The following is a 19,940-nucleotide window of genomic DNA, read 5'->3' on the forward strand; positions in this document are numbered from 1 at the left end:
GTGACCGCCTCGAACGCCCCGGCCCCGCCGACCCTCGTCGTCGTCCCCACCTACGACGAGCGGGCGGCGCTCCCGGGGACCCTCGCCCGCCTGCGGGCCGCGGTGCCTGCCGCGCACGTCCTCGTGGTCGACGACAACTCGCCCGACGGCACCGGCGCCTGGGCGGAGGAGCGGGCCGCACAGGACCCGCACGTGCACGTGCTGCACCGCGCCGGCAAGGAGGGCCTCGGCCCGGCCTATCTCGCCGGCTTCGCCTGGGGCCTCGGGGAGGGCTACGAGGTGCTCTGCGAGATGGACGCCGACGCCTCCCACCGTCCGGAGCAGCTGCCGGGGCTACTCGAGGCCGTGCGCCGCGGGGCGGACCTCGCGATCGGCTCCCGCTGGGTGCCCGGCGGGCGCGTCCACGACTGGCCGCTGCGACGACTGCTGCTCTCCAGCGGCGCGAACCTGTACGTGCGCGCCGTGCTGGGCCTGGGCGTAGCCGACGCGACCGCGGGGTTCCGGGCCTACCGCGCGGAGCTCCTGACGACGCTCGTCCGGGGGGACGTCGCCTCCCAGGGCTACTGCTTCCAGGTGGACATGACGCGCCGGGCCCGGGCGGCCGGCGCCGCGATCGCCGAGGTGCCCATCGACTTCGACGAGCGCGCCGAGGGCGTGAGCAAGATGAGCTCCGGCATCGTCCGCGAGGCGCTCGTCAAGGTGACGCTCTGGGGACTCTCGCACCGCACCCAGCAGCTCCTCGGACTGCTCCGCTAGGCTGGCGCGGGTCACGAGGACTCCCGGGAAGGACCCGCCATGAGCTCCACCCCCCATCCGACCCCGCGCTCCGGCGCCGCTCCGCGAGCCGGAGGTCAGGGCACCCCGGGCGAGCGCAGGGGACGCCTCGCCTCGCTGATCCCCGTGGGCATCGTCGTGCTCGGCGTGCTGGAGATCGCGATCCTCGTCCTCATCGGTGTGCAGACGAGCCTGTGGTGGTCCGTGCTGATCGTCGTGATCGGCTGGGTCGTGGGCGTCGCCCTGCTCGTCGCCGCCGGCCAGCAGTCCTTCGTGCGCCTCCGCTCGCTCGTGCGGGCGCTGCGGGGGAGCGGGGACGTGAAGGACCATCTCTCGCGGCCCGCGTTCACCGTCATCGCGGCGCTGCTCTTCTTCTTCCCGGGACTCATCACCGACGTGATCGGGCTCGTGCTCCTGGTGACGCCGGTGCAGAAGCGCACCGTGCGGGCGATGGGGCTCTCCGGCGGGTCGCCCACCGCGCGCCGCGTGCTCTACCGGCGCAGCGGCGCCGGGGTCGTGGACGGCGAGATCGTCATCGACGCCCGCACGCCCCCGCAGGGCGAGGAGCGCACCCCGCCCACGATCCAGCAGTGACCCCATTCCTTTCCGCATTCCTTTCCGCGCCCGGAGACCGGCGCGGCAGGACGGACCCCGTACGCGACGAGGCCCCCGCACCGTTCCCGGTGCGGGGGCCTCGTGCTGATCCGGTCGGGATCAGAGGTTGCGGCGCTGGTGCAGCTTGCCGGCGCGGAGCAGCGCGAGCCGCTGGTCCAGCAGGACCTGCAGCTCTTCCTCGCTGCGGCGCTCCAGCAGCATGTCCCAGTGGGTGCGCTGGGGCTTGCCCGGCTTCTCGTCGGGCTTCTCGTGGTCTCGGCGCACGGCGGTCGCGCCGCAGCGGCACTCCCACACGGCCGGGACGTCGGCCTCGACGGAGAAGGGCAGCACGATCGTGTGCCCGTTCGGGCAGTCGTAGACGGTCTCCTGACGCGGGGCGGCGAGCACGCCCTCGTCGGTCTCCATGGAGAGGGATCCGAGGCGGGTGCCTCGCAGGCTTCGGCTGCTCATGCGGTTCTCGCTTCCTGCCGGTGTTTCGGTGCGGGCGGCGGCACGCCCGGAGTTCTGCCCCGGGATCAACGCCCCGGAGGGCGAGGTCATTCCCGGTCACGGACGATCGGGAGGCGCGTGGTGCGCCGGGGACGTCGAGGGGGGGGGGGGGAATCCTCGGACGGATGAGGCGGATAGGACGGATGCAGCGGGATCGCCGCCGGACATCTCAGCGGTGCCGGGGCCCCGACGGGAAAGGCCTCGGTCAGTGACGACCGCGGCCGGTCTCGAGCAGTGCTGACAGCAGATCGACGCGATTGGTGATGATACCATCCACGCCCTTCGAGAGAAGATCTGCCATGGTCACAGGGTCGTCGATCGTCCACACGTGCACCTCGCACCCCGCGCGGTGGGCGGCCGCGACGTTCGCGGCGGTGACGACGGGGATCCCGTCGACGCGCTCGGGGACCTGGAGCGCGCCGTAGGGCCGCAGGATCCGTCGGATCACGGCGTCCGGCGCCTCGACGGCCCGCGCCGCGAGGAAGGCGGCGATCACCGCGCGGGACGGGCTGCGCTTCGGGAGCCGGTTGGTCGCCCTGCGCACGCCATTCGCCGCGCTGCGGGCGACGAGGCCGTCGAACCCGGCGATGCACACGCGGTCCGCACTGCGGGTGCGCGCGATCGCGGTGACGGCAGGGAGGACGGCGTCCGCGCTCTTCACGTCGATGTTCACGGGCACGTCCCGGAAGGTGTCGAGCACGTCCTCGAGCAGGGCGAGCCGCTCTCCGCCCGCGAGGCGCACGGCACCGGCCGCGGCGGCGTCGATCGCGTCGATACGGCGGGGGTCGCCCGCGATCCGCGAGAGGTCCTCGTCATGGACGGCGAGGGCGAGCCCGTCCCGCGTCGCGCGGGTGTCCGTCTCGAGCATCGTCGCGCCGGCGGCGACGGCATCGGCGAAGGCCCGCATCGTGTTCTCGGCGCCGTCCGTGGCCAGACCACGGTGCGCGATGCGCCGCGGCCGGGGTCCGGGCAGGAACCGTGCGCGGTCAGCGCTGCTGGTCGATGAGGGCATCCTCTTCCTCCTCGTCGTGGCTGCGCCGGCGGGCTCGCCGGCGGCGGTCGTGCTCCGCGGTGACCGGGCGGTGCTCCCGGCGTGAGGACGGGGGAGCGGGGGAGCCGGCCTCCCCGGCGGCCTCCGCGCTCCCGGTGCCGCCGTCGGACCCGTCCTGCGACGCCGCGGGCTCGGCACCGTCGCCGTCCTCGCCCTCGTGCGCGCCCCTGCTCCCGGCCGGGGCGGCGTCGGCGGGGACCGCCTGCTCCGACTCCGCGTCCTGGATCAGCCTGCGGGTGCGGTACACGAGCGCGGCCGGGAAGAACAGCGCGAAGATCCACCACTGGAAGGCGTAGGAGAGGTGGGGGCCGAGGGAGGTGTCCGGGGACTCGAGCGCCTGGGGCCGCGCCGCCTCCGGATCCTCCGCGGCCAGCTCGCCGTAGGCACCGGTCACGAGCGACTCCCCGACGTCGGCGGGGAGCTTCCCGGCGATCGCCTCGGGCGTGACGGTCTGGACCTGCCCGGGCGGGTCCTGCCGGTCGACGGTCCCCTCCGCGGGGCGCATGCGGACCGTCACCGTGGTCGTCCCGGTGGGGACGGCGGGCGGGTCCAGGGGCTGGGAGGCGGTCTCCTGCGCGGGCACCCAGCCGCGCACGACGAGCAGGGCGGTGCCGTCCTCGGCGGTGAAGGGGACGAGCTGCCAGAAGCCGACCTGGCTGTTCAGGGGCCGGTTGCGCACGTACAGCACGCATCCGGGATCGGTGCAGTAGCTGCCGGTCATCTCCACGACGCGCCAGCGCTCGCTCGCGGCGAGCGGCTGGGCGGGGTCCGGCAGCGCCTCGGCGAGCGGGACAGGATCAGCCGAGTAGTTCTCCGCGATCACCGCGGCCGCGTCCCGCTTGGTCTCGAAGCGGCCGTACTGCCACAGGCCGAGGCCCACGCAGATCGCCGCGCAGAGGAGCACGATCAGCAGGCCCACCAGGGTGTCGCGGCTGAGGATGATCCGGGAGCGGGGGGAACGGCCGCTCATGCCTCGCCCCCGGGGGAGCTCGCGTCCCCCAGGTTCCCGGAGGAGCTGAGCATGCCGGGCAGGTCCTCGACCGCGAAGTCGGTGAGCCGCACGAAGCCGATCGCGACGAGCGCGGCGATCACGAAGCCGAGGGCGGTGACGGTGATGTGCGCGGCGAGCCGGCGTCCGGGCCGGCGCTTCACGGGCGCTGCGGGCGGGAAGCCGTAGTCCTCGTCCTCGAGGTGGTTCTGGGACCACATCCCGGGGTTCAGCACGGAGACCGGGTAGGTCTCCACCCGCGGGCGGGGCCGGACCCCGCTCGCGGGGACGTCCTCCGAGCGCTGCAGCGGGGCGTCCTCGGCGGTCGCCTCATCCGTGCCGGCGACCCAGAGACGCCACCCCGCCGGGACCGGGCCCCATGCGGGGCCCGGCCGGAAGCCGTCCGGCGGCAGCCACCCGTCCTGGGGCGGCTCCGGCCAGCTCGGCGGAGGGTTGAAGCGGTCGGTCACGCAGGGACGTCCCAGGTGTACTGATCGGAGAAGGTGTCGTAGACGAGCTTGATGCCCTTGGCCTTCTTCGCGTCGAAGAGCACGCGGATCGTGTACGTCTCGCCCTTCGTGAACTCGTCCGGCGCCTGGTAGTCCAGGCCCGCGTCCTTGAGCTCGTAGGTCGCGGTCGCCGGCGAGATGTCACCGCCGTACGGAGTGGTGAGGTTGAAGTTGTACGAGGCCAGCATGAGCGTGCCCTCGGTGACCTCGACCTGAGCGGTGACGACGAGGTACTCGTCCCCCTGCTCGCCCGGGGTGACGGTGCCGCCGTAGCTGCTCTCGAGCTTGTCCGGGGCGATCCACTCCTGGGTGACGGTGATCTTGCCGCTGCCGTCGGAGGAGACGACGTCCTGGGACTGCGGGTCAGCCCCGAGCGTGGGCAGCACGGACGGCGTGATGGTCTCGTCGCCGCCGTCGGAGGCCTCGTCCGTGGTCTCCTCCTCGGTCGGGGTCGCCTCATCGGTGGTGGCGACCTCGGTGGTGGGGTCACCGCCGGCCTGGTCGTCGCCGTTGTTCGAGGTGATCACGACCACCGCGATGATCGCGGCGATGAGCGCGGCGACGAGGAACAGGGCGATGCAGCCGATCCACCAGAACCGCGCGACGATGCCCTTCTTCGGGGGCTCGCCGGCGCCGGTGGAGGCGGTCCAGGCGGCGCCGTCGGAGGCGGAGGAGGTCCCGAAGCCCGGGGCGGGCGAGGACTGTCCGTAGGCGGGGGAGGCCTGGCCGTATCCCTGCCCGTAGCCCTGGCCCTGATCCTGCTGGCCGTAGGCCGGTGCCGCCGAGTCCTGGCCGTAGCCGGCGGGGGACGCCTGGCCGTAGCCCTGCGCCTGATCCTGCTGACCATAGGCCGGAGCCGCCGAGTCCTGGCCGTAGCCGGCGGGGGACGCCTGGCCGTAGCCCTGCGCCTGATCCTGCTGACCATAGGCCGGAGCCGCGGAATCCTGGCCGTAGCCCGCGGCGGGGGAGGCCTGGCCGTAGCCCTGACCCTGATCCTGCTGACCGTAGGCCGGTGCGGCCGGAGCCTGATCAGCGGCGCCGCCCTGATCGGCCGCGTGCGCACCGGAGGCACCGGCAGCACCCGCACCGGCGGCCCCGGCGATCGGAGCGGAGGCGCCGAAGTCCTGATCGGTGGCGGGCTCCGCGGCGGGAGCGGCATCGGCGCCCTCCTCGTACGGAGCGCGCTCGGCAAGCCCGGCCTCACGATCGGGCCCGGTGTACTCGGCCGTCTCGGAGCCGGTGTCGTTCGCCTCGGCGCCGTCGAGGGCATCGCGCTCGGCGCTGCCGGCGACGTGGGTCGCGTCGGCGTCGAGATCGGCCGAGCGGTCCTCGCCGAGGGCGTCGCGCTGATCGCTGCTCGCGACGTGGGTGGCGTCGCTGTCGAGGTGGCTGTGGCCGGTGGCGGGCGCCTCGGAGGGCACGGCGTCATCGGAGGTCACCGCGCCATCGGAGGACGCGGCGCCATCGGCGGGCGCGGCGACGTCGGCGGGCGCGGCGACGTCGGAGGCGGAGCCGAGCACCGTCGGCTCGTCCGAGGGGACCGGTTCGTCGGCGGGAGCCTGCTGCTCGGCGGGCGCGTCCTGCGGCGCACCGAGACCGCCCTGCGAGGACACGTCAGGAGCCTGATCGGACGGCGCGGAGTCGCCGGGGACCGGAGCGGCCGGGGCGGCGTCGCCCTCGACCCAGAAGTTCCAGCCTTCGGGCGCGGGGCCCCACGAGGGATCCGGCTGCCAGCCGGGCGGAGGCGTCCAATCGGCATCCTCGACGGGCCAGTTCGGCGGCGGGTTGAAGCGGTATGCCATGAGGAGGAGCACCTTCCAGAGGTGAGTCGACGTCGAGTTTCCCCCGAGGAGCCCGACACTGTTCCGCCACGTATCGTAGTGCACCGCCACACCACGGCGCGGCGTCCGTCACAGCGGGTCGCGCCCCGATCCTCCGAGGAGCACGCATGACCGAGCCCACCACCCCCCGCAGCGTCCTCGTCACGGGCGGCAACCGCGGCATCGGCCGCGCCATCGCCGAGGAGTTCCTGCGGCGCGGCGACGCGGTCGCCGTGACCAGCCGCTCCGGTCAGGGCGGGCCCGAGGGCGCCCTCACCCTCGCCGCGGACGTCACCGACGGCGCCTCGCTCGACGCGGCGATCGCCGCCGCGGAGGAGGCGCACGGCCCGATCGAGGTGCTCGTCGCCAACGCCGGCATCACCGACGACCAGCTCCTGCTGCGCATGAGCGACGACTCCTTCGAGTCCGTGCTCGACACGAACCTCACCGGGTCCTTCCGCACCGTCAAGCGGGTCATCAAGTCGATGATGCGCAAGAAGAAGGGCCGCATCGTGCTGATCTCCTCCGTCGTGGGTCTCTACGGCTCGCCCGGCCAGGTCAACTACGCGGCCTCGAAGTCCGGCCTCATCGGCATCGCCCGTGCGCTCACCCGCGAGCTCGGCTCCCGCGGCATCACCGCGAACGTCGTCGCCCCCGGCTACATCGACACCGAGATGACCGCCGCCCTGCCCGAGGACGTCCAGGCCTCCTACCGCGCGGCGATCCCCGCCGGGCGCTTCGCGGACCCCGCCGAGGTCGCGCGTGTGGTGAGCTTCCTCGCGAGCGACGACGCGGCCTACATCTCCGGTGCCGTGATCCCCGTCGACGGCGGCCTCGGCATGGGACACTGAGGACCGACACCGGGCGATCCCGCCCACCCGCAGCCCTCGACCACGACAAGGTGTGATCGCGCCCCCATGTCAGCTTCCGACCCCGACAGTCGCCTCCTCCTCATCATGCGCCACGGCAAGGCGGAGAGCGGCGGCGGTCAGCCCGATCAGGAGCGCACCCTCGTCGAGAAGGGATGGGCGCAGGCCCGTCTCGTGGGCGAGTACCTCGAGTCGCAGGGCGTGCGGCCCACGCGGGTCCTCGTCTCCGACGCCGAGCGCACCCGGGAGACCTGGGAGGGTGTGCAGGCGTCGATGCCCGGCTTCGACGGCAAGGTCACCTTCCACGAGGAGATCTACTCCGGCGGCACCGGTGAGGTGCTCGAGCTGATCCGCGACGTCAAGGCGAAGCACGCCGTGGTGCTCGTGGTGGGCCACGAGCCGACGATGGCCCACCTGGTCACCGGCCTCGCGGACGACGACTCCGACCCCGCCTCCGCCGCGCAGGCCCGGATCGGCATGCCGACCGGCGGCACGGCCGTCCTCTCCGGCGCGCTGCCCACCTGGGCGGAGCTCGGCGAGGAGAGCCTCACGCTGCACACCATCGTCCGCCCCTGAGCGGGCGGCACCCGAACGGGCCCGGCACCTCGCGCGGCGAGGTCCCGGGCCCGTTCGTCGTGTCAGGGGCAGGCGGCGGAGCGCGTCAGGCGACCGGCGCACCCTCCAGGTACGGCCAGAGGTCCAGCAGCGAGGGCCCGTCGAGGACGACGTCGGCGACCTCCCGCAGGGCGGGCTTCGCACGGAAGGCGACGCCCGTGCCCGCGGCGCGCACCATGGCGGCGTCGTTCGCGCCGTCGCCCACGGCGACCGTGCGCGCCCGGTCCACGCCGTGGCGCTCCGCGAGCTCCTCGAGGGTCGCCCGCTTGGCCTCGCCGTCGATGATCGGGCCGGAGACCTCACCGGTCAGCTTCCCGTCCTGCACCGCGAAGCGGTTCGCGACGACGTGGTCGATGCCGACCTCCGCGGCGAGCGGGTCGATGACCTCGTGGAAGCCGCCGGAGACGAGGGCGGTGACCCAGCCCGCGTCATGGGCGCGCCGCATGAGCTCGATCGCGCCGTCGGTCGGGACGAGCACCTCGCGCACCGCGGCGAGCACGGAGGCGTCGAGCCCGGCCAACAGCGCGACCCGGGCGCGCAGGGAGCCCGCGAAGTCGAGCTCGCCGCGCATGGCGGCGGTGGTGATCTCCTCGACGCGGTCGCGGACCCCCGCGTGCTCCGCGACGAGCTCGATCACCTCCTGCGTGAGGAAGGTCGAGTCGACGTCGGAGACGAGCAGGCCACGGGCGGGAGCTGCGGCGCTCACGGCTCGATGACCGTGCCCTTGCCGATCACCGTGATGCCGGACTCGGTGACGACCCAGCCGCGGGCGAGGTCCTTCTCCCGGTCCAGGCCGATCTGCGTGCGCGGCGGGACGACGACGTCCTTGTCGATGATCGCGCGGTGGATCTGGCAGTGCCGGCCCACCGTCACGTTGTCCATCAGCACCGAGTCGGAGACGGTGGACCACGAGTTCAGACGCACCCCGGGGGAGAGCACCGAGTTGGAGACCTGCGCACCGGAGATGACGACGCCGGGGGAGATGACGGAGTCCACCGCGGTGCCCACGCGGCCGGGGCCGGCGTGCACGAACTTCGCCGGCGCCTCGTTGCGATGGCCGGTGAAGGTGGGCCAGTCGTTGTTGTAGAGGTTGAAGACGGGGTGGACCGCGATGAGGTCCATGTGCGCGTCGTAGAACGCGTCGAGCGTGCCGACGTCGCGCCAGTAGTCGCGGTCGCGGTCCGTCGAGCCGGGGACGTCGTTGCGGATGAAGTCGTAGACGGCGGCGTCGCCCTTGTCCACGAACTCCGGGACGATGTTGCCGCCCATGTCGTGCGCGGAGTCGTCGTCCTCCGCGTCGCGCGTGACGGCCTCGACGAGGGCGTCCGCATCGAAGATGTAGTTGCCCATCGAGGCGAGGATCTGCGTGGGGTCGTCGGCGAGCCCCTCGGTCTGCTTCGGCTTCTCGACGAAGGCCTGGATGGTCGTCGGGTCCGACGGGTCCGTCTCGATCACGCCGAACTGGTCGGAGAGCTCGATGGGCTGCCGGATCGCGGCGACCGTGCAGGACTTCCCGGACGCGATGTGCGCGTCGAGCATCTGGGAGAAGTCCATGCGGTAGATGTTGTCCGCGCCGACGACGAGCACGTGGTCGGGCTTCTCGTCGCGGATGAGGTTGAGGGACTGGGCGATGGCGTCCGCGGACCCGCGGAACCAGTGCTTGCCCAGGCGCTGCTGCGCCGGGACCGGCGCGACGTAGTTGCCCAGCAGCGAGCTCATCCGCCAGGTCTGCGCGATGTGCTTGTCGAGGGAGTGGGACTTGTACTGGGTCAGCACGACCACCCGCAGGTAGCCGGAGTTGACGATGTTCGACAGCGCGAAGTCGATGAGCCGGTAGATCCCCCCGAAGGGGACGGCCGGCTTGGCGCGGTCGAGCGTGAGGGGCATGAGGCGCTTCCCCTCGCCACCGGCGAGGACGATCGCGAGGACCTTCGTGGACATGCTGCGAGGATAATGCAGGAGTGGGCCCGATCACGCCGATCGGTCGTCACCCGGACGAGAATCAGAAGCGTAGGAAGCGGAAGAAGGAGGACCCCGTGCGCGTGGATCTGCTGACCAAGGAGTACCCGCCGGAGATCTACGGCGGCGCCGGTGTGCACGTCGCCGAGCTGACCCGGGTGCTCCGGCCCCAGATCGACGTGCAGGTGCGCGCCTTCGGGGAGGACCGGGACGAGCCCGGCACCCACTCCTACCGCGCCCCCGCGGAGCTCGCCCGGGCCAACGCGGCGCTCTCGACGATGGGCACGGACCTGCTGATCGCGCAGGACTGCGAGGGGGCGGACCTCGTGCACTCCCACACCTGGTACGCGAACTTCGCCGGCCACCTCGCGTCGCTGCTGCACGGCATGCCGCACGTGCTCTCCGCCCATTCGCTGGAGCCGCTGCGGCCGTGGAAGGCGGAGCAGCTCGGCGGCGGCTACCGCCTGAGCTCCTTCGCCGAGCGCACCGCCTACGAGGCGGCCGCCGGGATCATCGCGGTCTCCGGCGGGATGCGCGCCGACATCCTGCGGGCCTACCCCTCGGTCGACCCGGCCCGCGTGCACGTCGTGCACAACGGCATCGACATCGACACCTGGTCCCCGAACCCGGAGACCTCGGCGCTCACGTCGCGCGGGATCGACCCGGAGGCGCCGACGATCGTGTTCGTCGGCCGGATCACCCGGCAGAAGGGGCTGCCGTACTTCCTGCGGGCCGTGCGCGAGCTGCCCCGCGAGATCCAGCTCGTGCTGTGCGCCGGCGCCCCGGACACCCCCGAGATCGCCGCCGAGGTCTCCGGCCTCGTCGAGGAGCTCGCCGCGGAGCGCGGCAACGTGCACCTCATCAGCGAGATGCTGCCCCGCCACGAGCTCACGCAGATCCTCACGCATGCGACGACCTTCGTGTGCCCGAGCATCTACGAGCCGCTGGGCATCGTGAACCTCGAGGCGATGGCCTGCGGGATCCCCGTCGTGGCCTCCGCGACCGGCGGCATCCCCGAGGTCGTCGTGGACGGCGAGACCGGCTACCTCGTCCCGCTCGACCAGGCCGAGGACGGCACCGGCACCCCGCTGCGTCCTGAGGAGTTCGTCGCGGACCTCGCCGCCGCCCTCGAGCGGATGGTCTCCGACCCGGAGCGCGCCCGGGCGATGGGCGAGGCCTCCCGGCGCCGCGCCGCGGAGCACTTCGCGTGGACCTCGATCGCGGAGCGCACGCTGGACGTGTACCGGGCGGTCCTCGAGGGCTGAGCGAGCCCGCAGTGACGAACGGCCCCGTGGCCCGGATGACCGGGCTGCGGGGACGTCGGCGCGATCGGGGCCGTCGGGGCTGACAGGGTCGCCTGATCAGCCCATCTCGGTGTGGACGACCCGCTCGACGGTCTCGACGAGCGCGGCGCGCGCGGTCTCCTGCAGGCGGGCGAGGATCTCGCGCCGCGCGAGGGCGTCGGAGAGCTGACGCCCCCCGGGATCGGGATCGGCGAGCTCGCCCTGCGCGAGCAGCAGCGTGCGACCGGCGAGGACGAGCAGGTGCGCCTGCGACCTCTCGAGGTGCCGCGGCAGACCGGTCGCCGTCCAGCCGGCGGGGATGCGGTCCGGGGGGACGGGCTCGTCCGGCACGATGTCGAGGTCCACGGTGCTGCGTGCGGCCTCCTGGAGGGCGGTGAGCAGCTCCGTGCGGGCACTGCCCGAGCTCGCCGGCGGCGGGACCTGCGCGCCCAGGGGTGCCGCGAAGCGCTGCCAGGTCACGCGGGGCCCGCGCGGTCCCTCGGCGCGGTCCACGTCGATGCCGGGCACGAGCGTGTGGTCCGCGATCCCGGCGGCCGTGACGACGACGGCCTGCTCCGCGGCGAGCGCCGCCGCGATCGCCGGCGGCGGCCCCACGAGCCCGGCGAGACGACCCGGCACGGGCAGCACGAGCCGCAGCTGCGCGAGCGGGAGCCGTCGCAGCCCGGTGAGCCAGGCGAAGAGGTCCTCGCCGCCGGGGACGGCGGTGCCGCCGGAGGCGCCGTGGGCGAGCTCCGCGGCGTCATCGGGGCCGACGTCCCCACGCAGGTACGCCGCCGCCCAGAGCATGAGCACGGCACCGCGGGGGAGCGCGAGCAGGTCCCTGCCCGCGAGCGGGGAGTCGGTCATCCCTGCACCGCCTCGAGCACCGGGCCGTCGGCCGCATCCGCGGAGACGATCCGCACGCGCAGAGCGGAGCCCACCTCGGCCTGCGCCGGGACCCACGCGGTGACCGGCGGGTCCAGGAGCTGGACCTCGACCCGGGCGGGCGTGCCCTCGTTGCCGTCCTTCGCGGGGGAGGCCTCGCGACTGTCGATCACGGTCGCGTCGAGCTCCTCACCGATCCAGGCACGCAGGGCGGCGCTCTCGACGAGCGCGATGCCGCGCCGCTCGAGGTCCCCGGCGCGGCCGCCGGCGCTGCGCATCGCCTCGGGGATCTCGCCGAGCGCGGCGAGCAGCTCCGGGGCGGGCGCCTCGCCGCGGGCGTGGGCGTGGCACACGAGCAGCACGAAGCGGTCCACGAGGCGGCGCAGGGGCGCGGTGGTGTGTGCATAGGGCGCGGCGATCGCGGCCTGCGCCGGGTCCTCGGGGACCTCCGCGGCGCTCGTGAAGGCCGCGTAGGAGGCGCCGCGGAACAGGGCCGTCGCCTGGTTCAGCAGGGCCAGGTGCCGGCCCTCCTGCCAGTCCAGTGTGCGCAGGAAGGCCCCGTAGGTGACGCCCTCCTCCCAGGGGACGCCGAGCGCCGCCGCCTGGCGACGGAAGCGCTCCACCGCGGCCGGCTCCGCGGGCGGCATGGTGCGCAGGATCCCGGACCCGCCGCGCAGCATGAGATCGGCGGCGGCCATACCGGTCATCAGCGAGATCTGGGCGTTGGCGTCCTCGATCGGGGCGGGGCGGCGCCACACGAGCCGCACCTGGTCGCCGTCCTCGACGATCTCCTGCTCGGGGACGTTCAGGCTCGCGCCGCCGCGCTCGAGCTCCTGGCGGGCACGGAGCGCGCCGATCTCCTGGAGCAGCAGCATCTGCGGGTGCCCCGTGCCCGCGTCGAGCTGCTCCTGCACGCCCGCGTAGTCGAGCTTCTCGGTGGAGCGCACGAGTGCGCGCTCGAGGTCCACACCGGTGACGGCGCCGCTCGCGTCGAGGTCGAGGGTCCACACGAACGCGGGCGTCGTCTGCCCCGGCAGCAGGGACGCCGCTCCCTCGGAGAGCACCTCGGGGTGCAGGGGGATCCGGCGGTCCGGGAGGTAGACGGTCGCCCCGCGCCGGCGGGCCTCGTGGTCGATCGGGCCGTCGAGCTCGACGAACCAGGGGACGTCGGCGATCGCGTAGAGCACGCGGAAGCCCTCGCCCTCGCGGCTGAGGTGCATCGCCTGGTCCAGGTCCGTGGAGGACGCGGGGTCGAGCGTCACGAAGGGCACGTCGGTGCGGTCAGTGCGATCGGTGCGTTCGCCGCCGTCGGTCCGGGTCGCGGCGGCCTCTGCGGCGGCGAGGACCTCGGGCGGGAACGCGATCGGGAGATCCTCGGCGGCGTCGGCGAGCAGGGCGTCGATGCCCGCGCGGATCTCCTCGGCGGCGACGGAGCCGCGCGGGGCGCGGAGGGTGAGCGGTCGGTGCGGCACGGGGACTCCTCGGGGTCGGTTCCGGGCCGCGCCAGTCTATGGCGGGGCGGGCGGGGAGCAGGGTGAGGCGGGCATGCGGCGCGGGCGGGTCGTGGGCCGACGGCGCACGGCCGGGAGATAGGCTTGCGGCCATGGCTTTCCCCTCCGCTGACACAGCCGACACCGCCACCGCCGCCGCGTTCACGGACGTCGTCGTCCGCCGGGCGGGGCGCAACATCCTCGACGACGTGTCCTTGCAGATCTCCGAGGGGGACCGCTGGGCGGTGCTCGGGCCCAACGGCGCCGGCAAGTCCACGATGATCCGCCTGCTCTCCACGCGGCTGCACCCCACCTCCGGCACCGTCGACATCCTCGGCGAGCGCCTGGGCCGGGTCGACGTGTTCGAGCTGCGCACCCTGATCGGCCTCGCCTCCCAGGAGCTCGCGGACACGATCCCCGCCGACGAGACCGCCCTGGACGTCGTCGTCACCGCCGGCTACTCCGTGGTGGGCCGCTGGCGCGAGCAGTACGACGACCTCGACCTCGAGCGCGCCTCGACGCTGCTCGCCGCCTTCGGCGTGGGCCACCTCGAGAAGGCCCACTTCGGCACCCTCTCCACCGGCGAGCGCAAGCGCGTCCTCGCCGCCCGCGCCCTCATGACGGACCCCGAGCTGCTCCTGCTCGACGAGCCCGCCGCTGGCCTGGACCTCGGCGGCCGCGAGGCGCTCGTGCGCACCCTGGGCCGGCTCGCGAAGGACCCCGCGACCCCGGTGACCGTGCTCGTCACCCACCACGTCGAGGAGATCCCGCCGGGCTACACGCACGTGCTGATGCTGCGCAAGGGCGGCGTCGTCGCCGCCGGGCCCATCGAGCAGACCCTCACCTCCCAGAACCTCACCGCGACCTTCGGCCTGCCGCTCGTCGTGGACCGGGTGGGCGAGCGCTACTTCGCGCGCTCCCTGGCCCTGGGCTGAGCGCGTGACGCCCGACGGAGCCGCCGCGCAGCTCGTCACCATCACCGATCTCGAGGACCCCGCCCTCGAGGACTACGTGCGGATGACGGACGTGCGCCTGCGCTCCCGCGTCGAGGTCGAGCGCGGCCTGTTCATGGCCGAGAGCTTCGAGGTCATCTCCCGCGCGCTCGACGCCGGCGCCGTGCCCCGCTCCTTCCTCATGAGCGAGAAGTGGATCGAGCGCTTCGCCCCGCTGTACGCCCGCTTCCCGGAGGTCCCCGTGTTCGTGGGGGAGGAGCCGCTGATCGAGCAGCTCACCGGCTTCCACCTGCACCGCGGGGCCCTCGCCGCCATGCAGCGGCCCGTGCTGCCCGCCGCGGCGGAGCTGCTCGAGGGCGCGCGCACGGTCGCGGTGCTCGAGGACATCGTGGACCACACGAACGTGGGCGCCATGTTCCGCTCCGCCGCCGCGCTCGGCGTCGACGCCGTGCTCGTGACCCCGCGCTGCGCGGACCCCCTCTACCGCCGCTCGATCCGCGTCTCCATGGGCACCGTCTTCCAGGTCCCGTGGACCCGGCTCGAGGCCTGGCCCCACGCCCCGCACCCGCCGGGCGAGCCCGCCCCCGCGGCCGGCGTGGACCTGCTGCACGAGGCCGGCTTCGACGTGCTCGCCCTCGCGCTGACTGATCAGGCGGTGCCGCTGGACGAGGTGGATCTCGGCCCGGACCGCAAGGTCGCCTTCGTGCTCGGCACCGAGGGGCACGGCCTGCAGCCCTCGACCCTCGCCGCCGTCGACCAGCACGTCATCATCCCGATGGCCGGGGGAGTGGACTCCCTGAACGTCGCCGCGGCGAGCGCCGTGGTGCTCTGGCAGCGACGGGCGATGCTCGGCGCGGGCTGAGCGCGCGAGGCCTACGAGGCCGAGAGCAGCAACCGCAGCGCGGCCGACGAGGCGCTCCCGGGAGCAGCGGTGTGGGTGAGGATGCGCTGCCCGTTCCCCTCGGGCAGGTGCAGCACCTCGTACCCCAGCTCGAGCTCGCCCACCTCGGGGTGGCGGAACCGCTTCGTCCCGCTCGTGCACAGGCGCACGTCGTGACCGGCCCAGAGCCTTGCGAACTCGGGGCTCCGCACGCTCAGGGTGCCCACGAGCTCGGCGAGGCGGCGGTCGTGGGCCCACTGCGCCGCCACGAATCGCAAGGACGCGACGGCGCGGGCGGCCTCATCGGCCCAGTCGGCGTGGAGGTCGCGGGTGTGCGGATCGAGGAACAGCAGGGCCATCTGGTTCGGCCGGTCCTCGGGCCGGCTCGGCGCGTCCGCCGCGAGATGGCCGGCCAGCAGGAGATGGCCGGCGCGGTTCCAGGCGAGGACGTCGTTGAAGCGGCCCAGCAGCACCGCGGGCACCTCGCCCATCGCGTGCAGCAGCTGCTCCGCACCGGGCTTGGCGACCTCGGGCGGCGACGTCGGCAGCGACCGCGGCCGCGAACGTGCGCCGGCGAGGGAGGCCAGGTGCGCGCGCTCGTCGTCGTCGAGCTGCAGGGCCCGGGCGAGCGCCTCGATGATCGCCTCGGAGGCGTTCTGCGACTGTCCCTGCTCGAGCCGGGTGAGGTAGGTGACGGAGACCCCGGCCAGCTGCGCGAGCTCCTCGCGGCGCAGGCCGGGCACCCGCCGCCGTCCGTAGCTGTCCACCCCGGCCTCGTCGGGGCTGATCCGGTCGCGGCGCGAGCGGAGGAACTCGCCCAGCTCAGCGACGGGGCCGGGGGAGTCGGTGGGCTGCGGGGTCGTCATGGGATCGATTCTCCCGCGATCCGGCCTCCTCAGCCTGCCCCTGCGGGTGCCAGGCTCCGACAGACCACCCTTCCGAGGGTTCTGGCTGCCGGCGGTGCGGCTGTCGAGGCTGATCCGCATGACCGAGACCGAAGCATCGACCTCCCTCCCCACTACGAGCACGTCCTCGCACCTCGAGCGGTTCACGACCGCGCAGACGATCGCGATGGCGGTCCTCCTGACCGCGAACTTCACCCTGGCGGTGGACTTCTCCATCCTCAACGTCGCCCTGCCCCACATCGGCGACGACCTCGGGTTCGCCACCTCCTCCCTGCAGTGGATCGTCACCTCCTTCGCTCTGTGCGCGGCGGGCTTCACGCTCTTCTTCGGGCGGGTGGCCGATCTCTTCGGGCGTCGGCGACTGTTCCTGATCGGCATCGTCCTGCTCGGCGTCTCCTCCCTCGCCGGAGGCCTCGCGAGTGCACCAGTCCTGCTGCTCACCGCGCGCATCGGCCAGGGCATGGCGACCGCCATGGTCACCCCGGCCGCCCTGTCGCTGATGACCACGATGTTCCCCGAGGGGCCCGCCCGGTCCCGCGCGCTGGGGCTCAACGGTGCGCTGATGGCCGCCGGCTTCACCGCCGGGGCCATGCTCGGCGGGCTGCTGACCGGTGCGGTGTCCTGGCGATGGGCGTTCTTCATCAACGTCGTCGTGGCCGTTGCCGTCTTTGTCGTCGGCCCGTTCGTCCTGCGGGAGCCTGCCCGCGGCCCGCGGCCGCGGCTGGGCGTGCCCGGCGCCGTCACCATCACCATCGCGCTCCTCGCCCTCGTGCTCGGGATCGACGCCGCCGGCCATCGCGGCTGGACCCACGCGGGGACCTGGGGGCCGATCCTCGCCGCGGTCGTGCTCGTCGTCGTCTTCCTCCTTATCGAGAGCCGCGTCGCCGAGCCCCTCGTCGCGCCGGGCTTGCTGCGGCGGCGCAGCATCGGCAGCGGGAACGCCGCCGGTGTGCTGGCCTTCGGGACCTTCACCTCGTTGGTCTTCCTGCTGACGCTCTACCTGCAGCAGATCCTCGGCTACTCGGCCATTTCCGCCGGTCTGGCCCTCGGTGTGCTCGGCGTCGGCACCGTCCTCGGCGGTCTCCTCGCCCCGAAGATCATCGGCAGGACCAGTGCGCGGACAGCGATCATCGCCGGGCTTCTCGTCCAGGCCGCGACGACGGCACCTCTCGCCTTCGCGGGCGACAGCCGCCAGTGGCTGCTCCCACTGCTGGTACTCACCTTCGTCGGCGGGGTCGCGAACCTGGTCGCGATCGTCGGCTATGTCGTCGTCTCAACCTCGGGCGTCCCCGCCGATCAGCAGGGCCTGGCGACCGGGCTGGTGACGATGAGCCAGCAGATCGGCATCACTCTCGGCACCCTGGTCATGTCGACGATCGCGACCGGCGTCGTCGCCGCCACGCTGCTGCCGGGTCTGCAGCTCGCCATCGGCATCAATGCCGGGATCGCGCTCGGCACGGCGGTCCTGCTCGCGGTGGTCCTCCGCGACGTCACGCCGATGCCGGGCGACGCTCATCGAGCCGGGGAGTGATCCGACGGCGATAGCAGGTCGAGCAGCGCGCCGAGGGTCGGCGCCTGGAGGGTGGGCGGCTCCGCGTACGGCCAGGGGCGGCCTCGGCTCACCCATCCGGTGCGCAGTCCCGCCGCGGCGCCGCCGCGGATGTCGGCCTCGGGGTGGTCGCCGATCATCCAGGTGTCAGGGTCCGGCTGCGCCTGCGCGAGCGCGGCGGCGAAGATCGCCGGGTCCGGCTTCGCCGCGCCGACCTCCTCGGAGATCACGACCGCGTCGAGCAGCGCCGCGAGCCCGGTGCGCTCGAGCTTCGCCCGCTGCTGCCGTCCCGTCCCGTTGGTCAGCACCGTCAGCCGCGCTCCCTGCCCCCGCAGCCGCCGCAGGTGGGCGAGCACCGCGGGGGAGCAGATCACGTGCTCGACGTGCTCCATCAGGAGGCGCTCCTCGAGGTCGTCCGGTGCGGCGCGGGGGAGCAGGCGCTCCGCGATCCGCGCGGCGAGCTCACGGCGCGGGGTGAGGCCGTCGGCGTCGGCGCGGAGCAGCCAGGCGAGGTCCGCGGGGCCGCCGCCTGCCTGGGCGACCAGCCCCTCCGCCCAGCGGGCGAAGGCCTGCTCGCGGTCCACGAGGGTGTTGTCGAGGTCGAGCAGCAGGTGCACGTCAGCGGCGCCGGGCGAGCAGGCTGATCGCGTTGGGCAGCCGCCCGTCCCAGGCGGCGGCGGGCTCCTCGTCCTGCGGCGTCCAGAAGGGCTCGGGATGCTCGGCGAGGTGGAGCAGCTCGAAACCGGCCCCGGTGATCGTCATGACGAGCTCGGCGAGGGTGCGCTGGTGCTCGGTCGCGCCGAGGGCGGGGAAGCTGTCGTTGACGTGGCTGCGGGCGAAGTAGCCGCGGTCGCGCCGCACGCGGGCATCGTGGGCGTCCCACTCCCACAGCGGCACCAGCGGGTGCGCCTCGTAGACGAAGAGGTGCCCGCCGGGCCGCAGCACCCGGTGCATCTCGGCCGCCCAGGCGGCGAGGTCCTCGATCCAGATGAGCGCGCCCTTGCCGGTGTAGACGAGGTCCTGCCCGCCGTCCGCGAGCCCGGTGGCCGGCAGCTCGACCTCCTCGTAGCGGCAGGGCCGGCCCAGCTCCTCCGCCCGTCGGCGCGCCGCGGAGACCGCCGTGGGGCTGTAGTCCAGGCCCAGCACCTCCTGCGCGCCGAGCGCGACGAGGCCGTGGTCGTCGATGCCGTGGCCGCTCTGCGGGTGCAGCACGCGGGCGCCGTCCACGAGGGGCGCGAGCAGCTCCTCCTCGAGCGGGAGCAGGCGGGCGGTGCGGGCCTCGTCGAGCAGCTCCGCGTACTCCCGCACATGCTTCTGCGAGGCCTGCTCCCAGGCGCGGCGGGTGTCCTCGTAGGTGCTCATGCCCTGATCCTCGTCCATGCCGTGAGCCGGCGCGAGCGGGTTTCCGCGCCGCGGGGCCGGAGGGGCCTGGGCACCGGGACGCAGTGGGGGAAGGGGAGGCGATCGGGGTACGGTCGTCCTCCGGCCCACCCCGACGGAAGGCCTCCCGTGGACCTCTCCCGCTGCGTGTTCCATGCCCGGACTCCGGGCAACGCCGGGGCCGAGCGCCTCGAGCCGCTCAGCGCCCTCCGCACGACGTCCCCGGAGGCCTACGCCCGGGCGATCGCGAAGTACGACGACACCCCGGAGCGGCGCCGGCTGCCGAGCACCCGGATCCCGCTGCTCGACGTGCGCTGGACCGAGGCGGTCTTCCTGAGCCCGGTGCGCCCGCACGCGATCTGGACCGCATGGCGGGAGATCGGCGGGGTGGACCTCCCGGCCCAGGAGTTCTGGGCGATCCCGATCGACGAGGTCCGCGATGCCGTCGTCCTGGACCGTCGGCTCACGAGCACCGGCGATCCCCTCGACGACTCCGAGGTCTCCCGGCTCGACCCTGCCGCCTACCGCTCCGCCGCGACGACGACGCCGGGCAGCGCCGCCTGGATCCGGGAGCTCGCCGACAGCGGCCGCCGCGGGGCCTGGTTCCATCGCACCCCGCACGTGCTCACCGCGAGTCCCGTTCCGCTCGGACGGGCCGCGGTCGTCGACTGGCGCGAGGGCTAAGGCCGCTCGCCGCTGCGTGGGCGTGTGTGTGCGTGCGTGCGTGCGCAGAAAACCCGGGACATCATGTACATGATGTGCGCTGTTTTCTGAACAGCATCAGTGCTCGGCTGCCCGTCCGCCCGGCTGCCCATCCGCACGTCCGCCCGGCTGCCCATCCGCACGTCCGCCCGGCTGCCCGTCCGTCCGACGACCGGTCGGCTCCGCACCTCCTCCGCTCCGTCCGTCGCACCCTCCTGCGAAGC

Annotated in this window: 21 protein-coding genes; 9 read left to right on the top strand and 12 right to left on the bottom strand. The window is 73.7% G+C overall.

Annotated elements, in window-relative coordinates:
• Together NLU66_RS11920 and NLU66_RS11925 are read left to right on the top strand one after the other, a co-directional pair.
• Complete coding sequence (locus tag NLU66_RS11920; RefSeq protein ID WP_259359894.1) at positions 1-756, top strand: polyprenol monophosphomannose synthase; 756 nt, start codon at positions 1-3, stop codon at positions 754-756.
• Positions 757-795: 39 nt separating this feature from the next.
• The gene (locus NLU66_RS11925; RefSeq protein ID WP_259359895.1) at positions 796-1,368 is read left to right on the top strand and encodes an FxsA family protein; all 573 of its coding nucleotides are present in this window, start codon (positions 796-798) and stop codon (positions 1,366-1,368) included.
• Positions 1,369-1,488: 120 nt separating this feature from the next.
• On the opposite strand, the gene NLU66_RS11930 is transcribed toward NLU66_RS11925, so the two are convergent.
• From NLU66_RS11930 to NLU66_RS11950, 5 genes are all read right to left on the bottom strand, one after another.
• Entirely contained in the window at positions 1,489-1,839 is a 351-nt protein-coding gene (locus tag NLU66_RS11930; protein ID WP_137770789.1) for an RNA polymerase-binding protein RbpA, read from the bottom strand.
• Positions 1,840-2,083: 244 nt separating this feature from the next.
• Complete coding sequence (locus tag NLU66_RS11935) at positions 2,084-2,890, bottom strand: glycerophosphodiester phosphodiesterase family protein (RefSeq protein WP_259359896.1); 807 nt, start codon at positions 2,888-2,890, stop codon at positions 2,084-2,086.
• The gene (locus tag NLU66_RS11940) at positions 2,865-3,899 is read right to left on the bottom strand and encodes an SURF1 family protein (protein ID WP_259359897.1); all 1,035 of its coding nucleotides are present in this window, start codon (positions 3,897-3,899) and stop codon (positions 2,865-2,867) included. The genes NLU66_RS11935 and NLU66_RS11940 overlap by 26 nt, the downstream gene beginning before the upstream one ends.
• Positions 3,896-4,387, bottom strand: a complete 492-nt coding sequence (locus NLU66_RS11945; RefSeq protein ID WP_137770792.1) for a hypothetical protein — start codon at positions 4,385-4,387, stop codon at positions 3,896-3,898. The genes NLU66_RS11940 and NLU66_RS11945 overlap by 4 nt, the downstream gene beginning before the upstream one ends.
• Positions 4,384-6,228 carry a hypothetical protein gene (locus NLU66_RS11950; RefSeq protein WP_259359898.1) on the bottom strand — a complete coding sequence of 615 codons (1,845 nt, stop codon included), beginning with the start codon at positions 6,226-6,228 and terminating at the stop codon, positions 4,384-4,386. Before NLU66_RS11950 ends, NLU66_RS11945 begins: the two co-directional genes overlap by 4 nt.
• A 146-nt stretch (positions 6,229-6,374) precedes the next feature.
• Between NLU66_RS11950 and fabG the strand changes: the two genes are divergently transcribed.
• Positions 6,375-7,097 carry a 3-oxoacyl-ACP reductase FabG gene (fabG, locus tag NLU66_RS11955; protein ID WP_259359899.1) on the top strand — a complete coding sequence of 241 codons (723 nt, stop codon included), beginning with the start codon at positions 6,375-6,377 and terminating at the stop codon, positions 7,095-7,097.
• A gap of 66 nt (positions 7,098-7,163) precedes the next feature.
• Complete coding sequence (locus tag NLU66_RS11960; protein WP_259359900.1) at positions 7,164-7,691, top strand: SixA phosphatase family protein; 528 nt, start codon at positions 7,164-7,166, stop codon at positions 7,689-7,691.
• Between the two features lie 85 nt (positions 7,692-7,776).
• Here NLU66_RS11960 and serB read toward each other — a convergent pair whose 3' ends face one another.
• Together serB and glgC are read right to left on the bottom strand one after the other, a co-directional pair.
• On the bottom strand, positions 7,777-8,436 hold the full coding sequence (gene serB, locus NLU66_RS11965) for a phosphoserine phosphatase SerB (RefSeq protein ID WP_259359901.1): 660 nt from the start codon (positions 8,434-8,436) through the stop codon (positions 7,777-7,779).
• Positions 8,433-9,671: a glucose-1-phosphate adenylyltransferase gene (gene glgC / locus NLU66_RS11970; protein WP_259359902.1), complete on the bottom strand. Its 1,239-nt coding sequence runs from the start codon at positions 9,669-9,671 to the stop codon at positions 8,433-8,435. The genes serB and glgC overlap by 4 nt, the downstream gene beginning before the upstream one ends.
• A 95-nt stretch (positions 9,672-9,766) precedes the next feature.
• Here glgC and glgA point away from each other — a divergent pair, with 95 nt between their 5' ends.
• Positions 9,767-10,954: a glycogen synthase gene (gene glgA / locus NLU66_RS11975; RefSeq protein WP_259359903.1), complete on the top strand. Its 1,188-nt coding sequence runs from the start codon at positions 9,767-9,769 to the stop codon at positions 10,952-10,954.
• A gap of 96 nt (positions 10,955-11,050) precedes the next feature.
• On the opposite strand, the gene NLU66_RS11980 is transcribed toward glgA, so the two are convergent.
• Positions 11,051-11,839, bottom strand: coding sequence for a hypothetical protein (locus tag NLU66_RS11980; RefSeq protein ID WP_259359904.1), 789 nt, complete (start codon positions 11,837-11,839; stop codon positions 11,051-11,053).
• Complete coding sequence (locus NLU66_RS11985; protein WP_259359905.1) at positions 11,836-13,329, bottom strand: RNB domain-containing ribonuclease; 1,494 nt, start codon at positions 13,327-13,329, stop codon at positions 11,836-11,838. The genes NLU66_RS11980 and NLU66_RS11985 overlap by 4 nt, the downstream gene beginning before the upstream one ends.
• A gap of 131 nt (positions 13,330-13,460) precedes the next feature.
• Between NLU66_RS11985 and NLU66_RS11990 the strand changes: the two genes are divergently transcribed.
• Entirely contained in the window at positions 13,461-14,282 is an 822-nt protein-coding gene (locus tag NLU66_RS11990) for an ABC transporter ATP-binding protein (protein WP_259359906.1), read from the top strand.
• 82 nt (positions 14,283-14,364) lie between these two features.
• A complete protein-coding gene (locus tag NLU66_RS11995; RefSeq protein ID WP_259362583.1) occupies positions 14,365-15,162 on the top strand; it encodes a TrmH family RNA methyltransferase in 798 nt (265 codons plus the stop codon).
• Between the two features lie 11 nt (positions 15,163-15,173).
• Here the strand turns inward: NLU66_RS11995 and NLU66_RS12000 are convergent, their stop codons facing one another.
• On the bottom strand, positions 15,174-16,046 hold the full coding sequence (locus tag NLU66_RS12000) for a helix-turn-helix transcriptional regulator (protein ID WP_259359907.1): 873 nt from the start codon (positions 16,044-16,046) through the stop codon (positions 15,174-15,176).
• Positions 16,047-16,164: 118 nt separating this feature from the next.
• Here NLU66_RS12000 and NLU66_RS12005 point away from each other — a divergent pair, with 118 nt between their 5' ends.
• A complete protein-coding gene (locus NLU66_RS12005) occupies positions 16,165-17,616 on the top strand; it encodes an MFS transporter (protein ID WP_259359908.1) in 1,452 nt (483 codons plus the stop codon).
• Here the strand turns inward: NLU66_RS12005 and NLU66_RS12010 are convergent.
• Both NLU66_RS12010 and NLU66_RS12015 read right to left on the bottom strand, forming a co-directional pair.
• Positions 17,598-18,251, bottom strand: a complete 654-nt coding sequence (locus NLU66_RS12010) for an HAD family hydrolase (protein ID WP_259359909.1) — start codon at positions 18,249-18,251, stop codon at positions 17,598-17,600. The genes NLU66_RS12005 and NLU66_RS12010 overlap by 19 nt on opposite strands.
• Before the next feature lies 1 nt (position 18,252).
• Complete coding sequence (locus NLU66_RS12015) at positions 18,253-18,996, bottom strand: methyltransferase domain-containing protein (RefSeq protein ID WP_259359910.1); 744 nt, start codon at positions 18,994-18,996, stop codon at positions 18,253-18,255.
• Between the two features lie 147 nt (positions 18,997-19,143).
• Between NLU66_RS12015 and NLU66_RS12020 the strand changes: the two genes are divergently transcribed.
• Positions 19,144-19,698: a hypothetical protein gene (locus NLU66_RS12020; protein ID WP_259359911.1), complete on the top strand. Its 555-nt coding sequence runs from the start codon at positions 19,144-19,146 to the stop codon at positions 19,696-19,698.
• Positions 19,699-19,940: the final 242 nt, after the last annotated feature.

The organism is Brachybacterium sp. NBEC-018 (assembly GCF_024860185.1).
Classification (GTDB): Bacteria; Actinomycetota; Actinomycetes; order Actinomycetales; family Dermabacteraceae; genus Brachybacterium; species Brachybacterium rhamnosum.

What these genes read in the sequence shown, in the direction of transcription:
- NLU66_RS11925 (WP_259359895.1), top strand. Translation starts at nt 796, where the DNA reads ATGAGCTCCACCCCCCATCCGACCCCGCGCTCCGGCGCCGCTCCGCGA.
- NLU66_RS11930 (WP_137770789.1), bottom strand. Translation starts at nt 1,839, where the DNA reads ATGAGCAGCCGAAGCCTGCGAGGCACCCGCCTCGGATCCCTCTCCATG.
- NLU66_RS11935 (WP_259359896.1), bottom strand. Translation starts at nt 2,890, where the DNA reads ATGCCCTCATCGACCAGCAGCGCTGACCGCGCACGGTTCCTGCCCGGA.
- NLU66_RS11940 (WP_259359897.1), bottom strand. Translation starts at nt 3,899, where the DNA reads ATGAGCGGCCGTTCCCCCCGCTCCCGGATCATCCTCAGCCGCGACACC.
- NLU66_RS11950 (WP_259359898.1), bottom strand. Translation starts at nt 6,228, where the DNA reads ATGGCATACCGCTTCAACCCGCCGCCGAACTGGCCCGTCGAGGATGCC.
- fabG (WP_259359899.1), top strand. Translation starts at nt 6,375, where the DNA reads ATGACCGAGCCCACCACCCCCCGCAGCGTCCTCGTCACGGGCGGCAAC.
- NLU66_RS11960 (WP_259359900.1), top strand. Translation starts at nt 7,164, where the DNA reads ATGTCAGCTTCCGACCCCGACAGTCGCCTCCTCCTCATCATGCGCCAC.
- glgC (WP_259359902.1), bottom strand. Translation starts at nt 9,671, where the DNA reads ATGTCCACGAAGGTCCTCGCGATCGTCCTCGCCGGTGGCGAGGGGAAG.
- NLU66_RS11980 (WP_259359904.1), bottom strand. Translation starts at nt 11,839, where the DNA reads ATGACCGACTCCCCGCTCGCGGGCAGGGACCTGCTCGCGCTCCCCCGC.
- NLU66_RS11990 (WP_259359906.1), top strand. Translation starts at nt 13,461, where the DNA reads ATGGCTTTCCCCTCCGCTGACACAGCCGACACCGCCACCGCCGCCGCG.
- NLU66_RS11995 (WP_259362583.1), top strand. Translation starts at nt 14,365, where the DNA reads ATGACGGACGTGCGCCTGCGCTCCCGCGTCGAGGTCGAGCGCGGCCTG.
- NLU66_RS12000 (WP_259359907.1), bottom strand. Translation starts at nt 16,046, where the DNA reads ATGACGACCCCGCAGCCCACCGACTCCCCCGGCCCCGTCGCTGAGCTG.
- NLU66_RS12005 (WP_259359908.1), top strand. Translation starts at nt 16,165, where the DNA reads ATGACCGAGACCGAAGCATCGACCTCCCTCCCCACTACGAGCACGTCC.
- NLU66_RS12015 (WP_259359910.1), bottom strand. Translation starts at nt 18,996, where the DNA reads ATGAGCACCTACGAGGACACCCGCCGCGCCTGGGAGCAGGCCTCGCAG.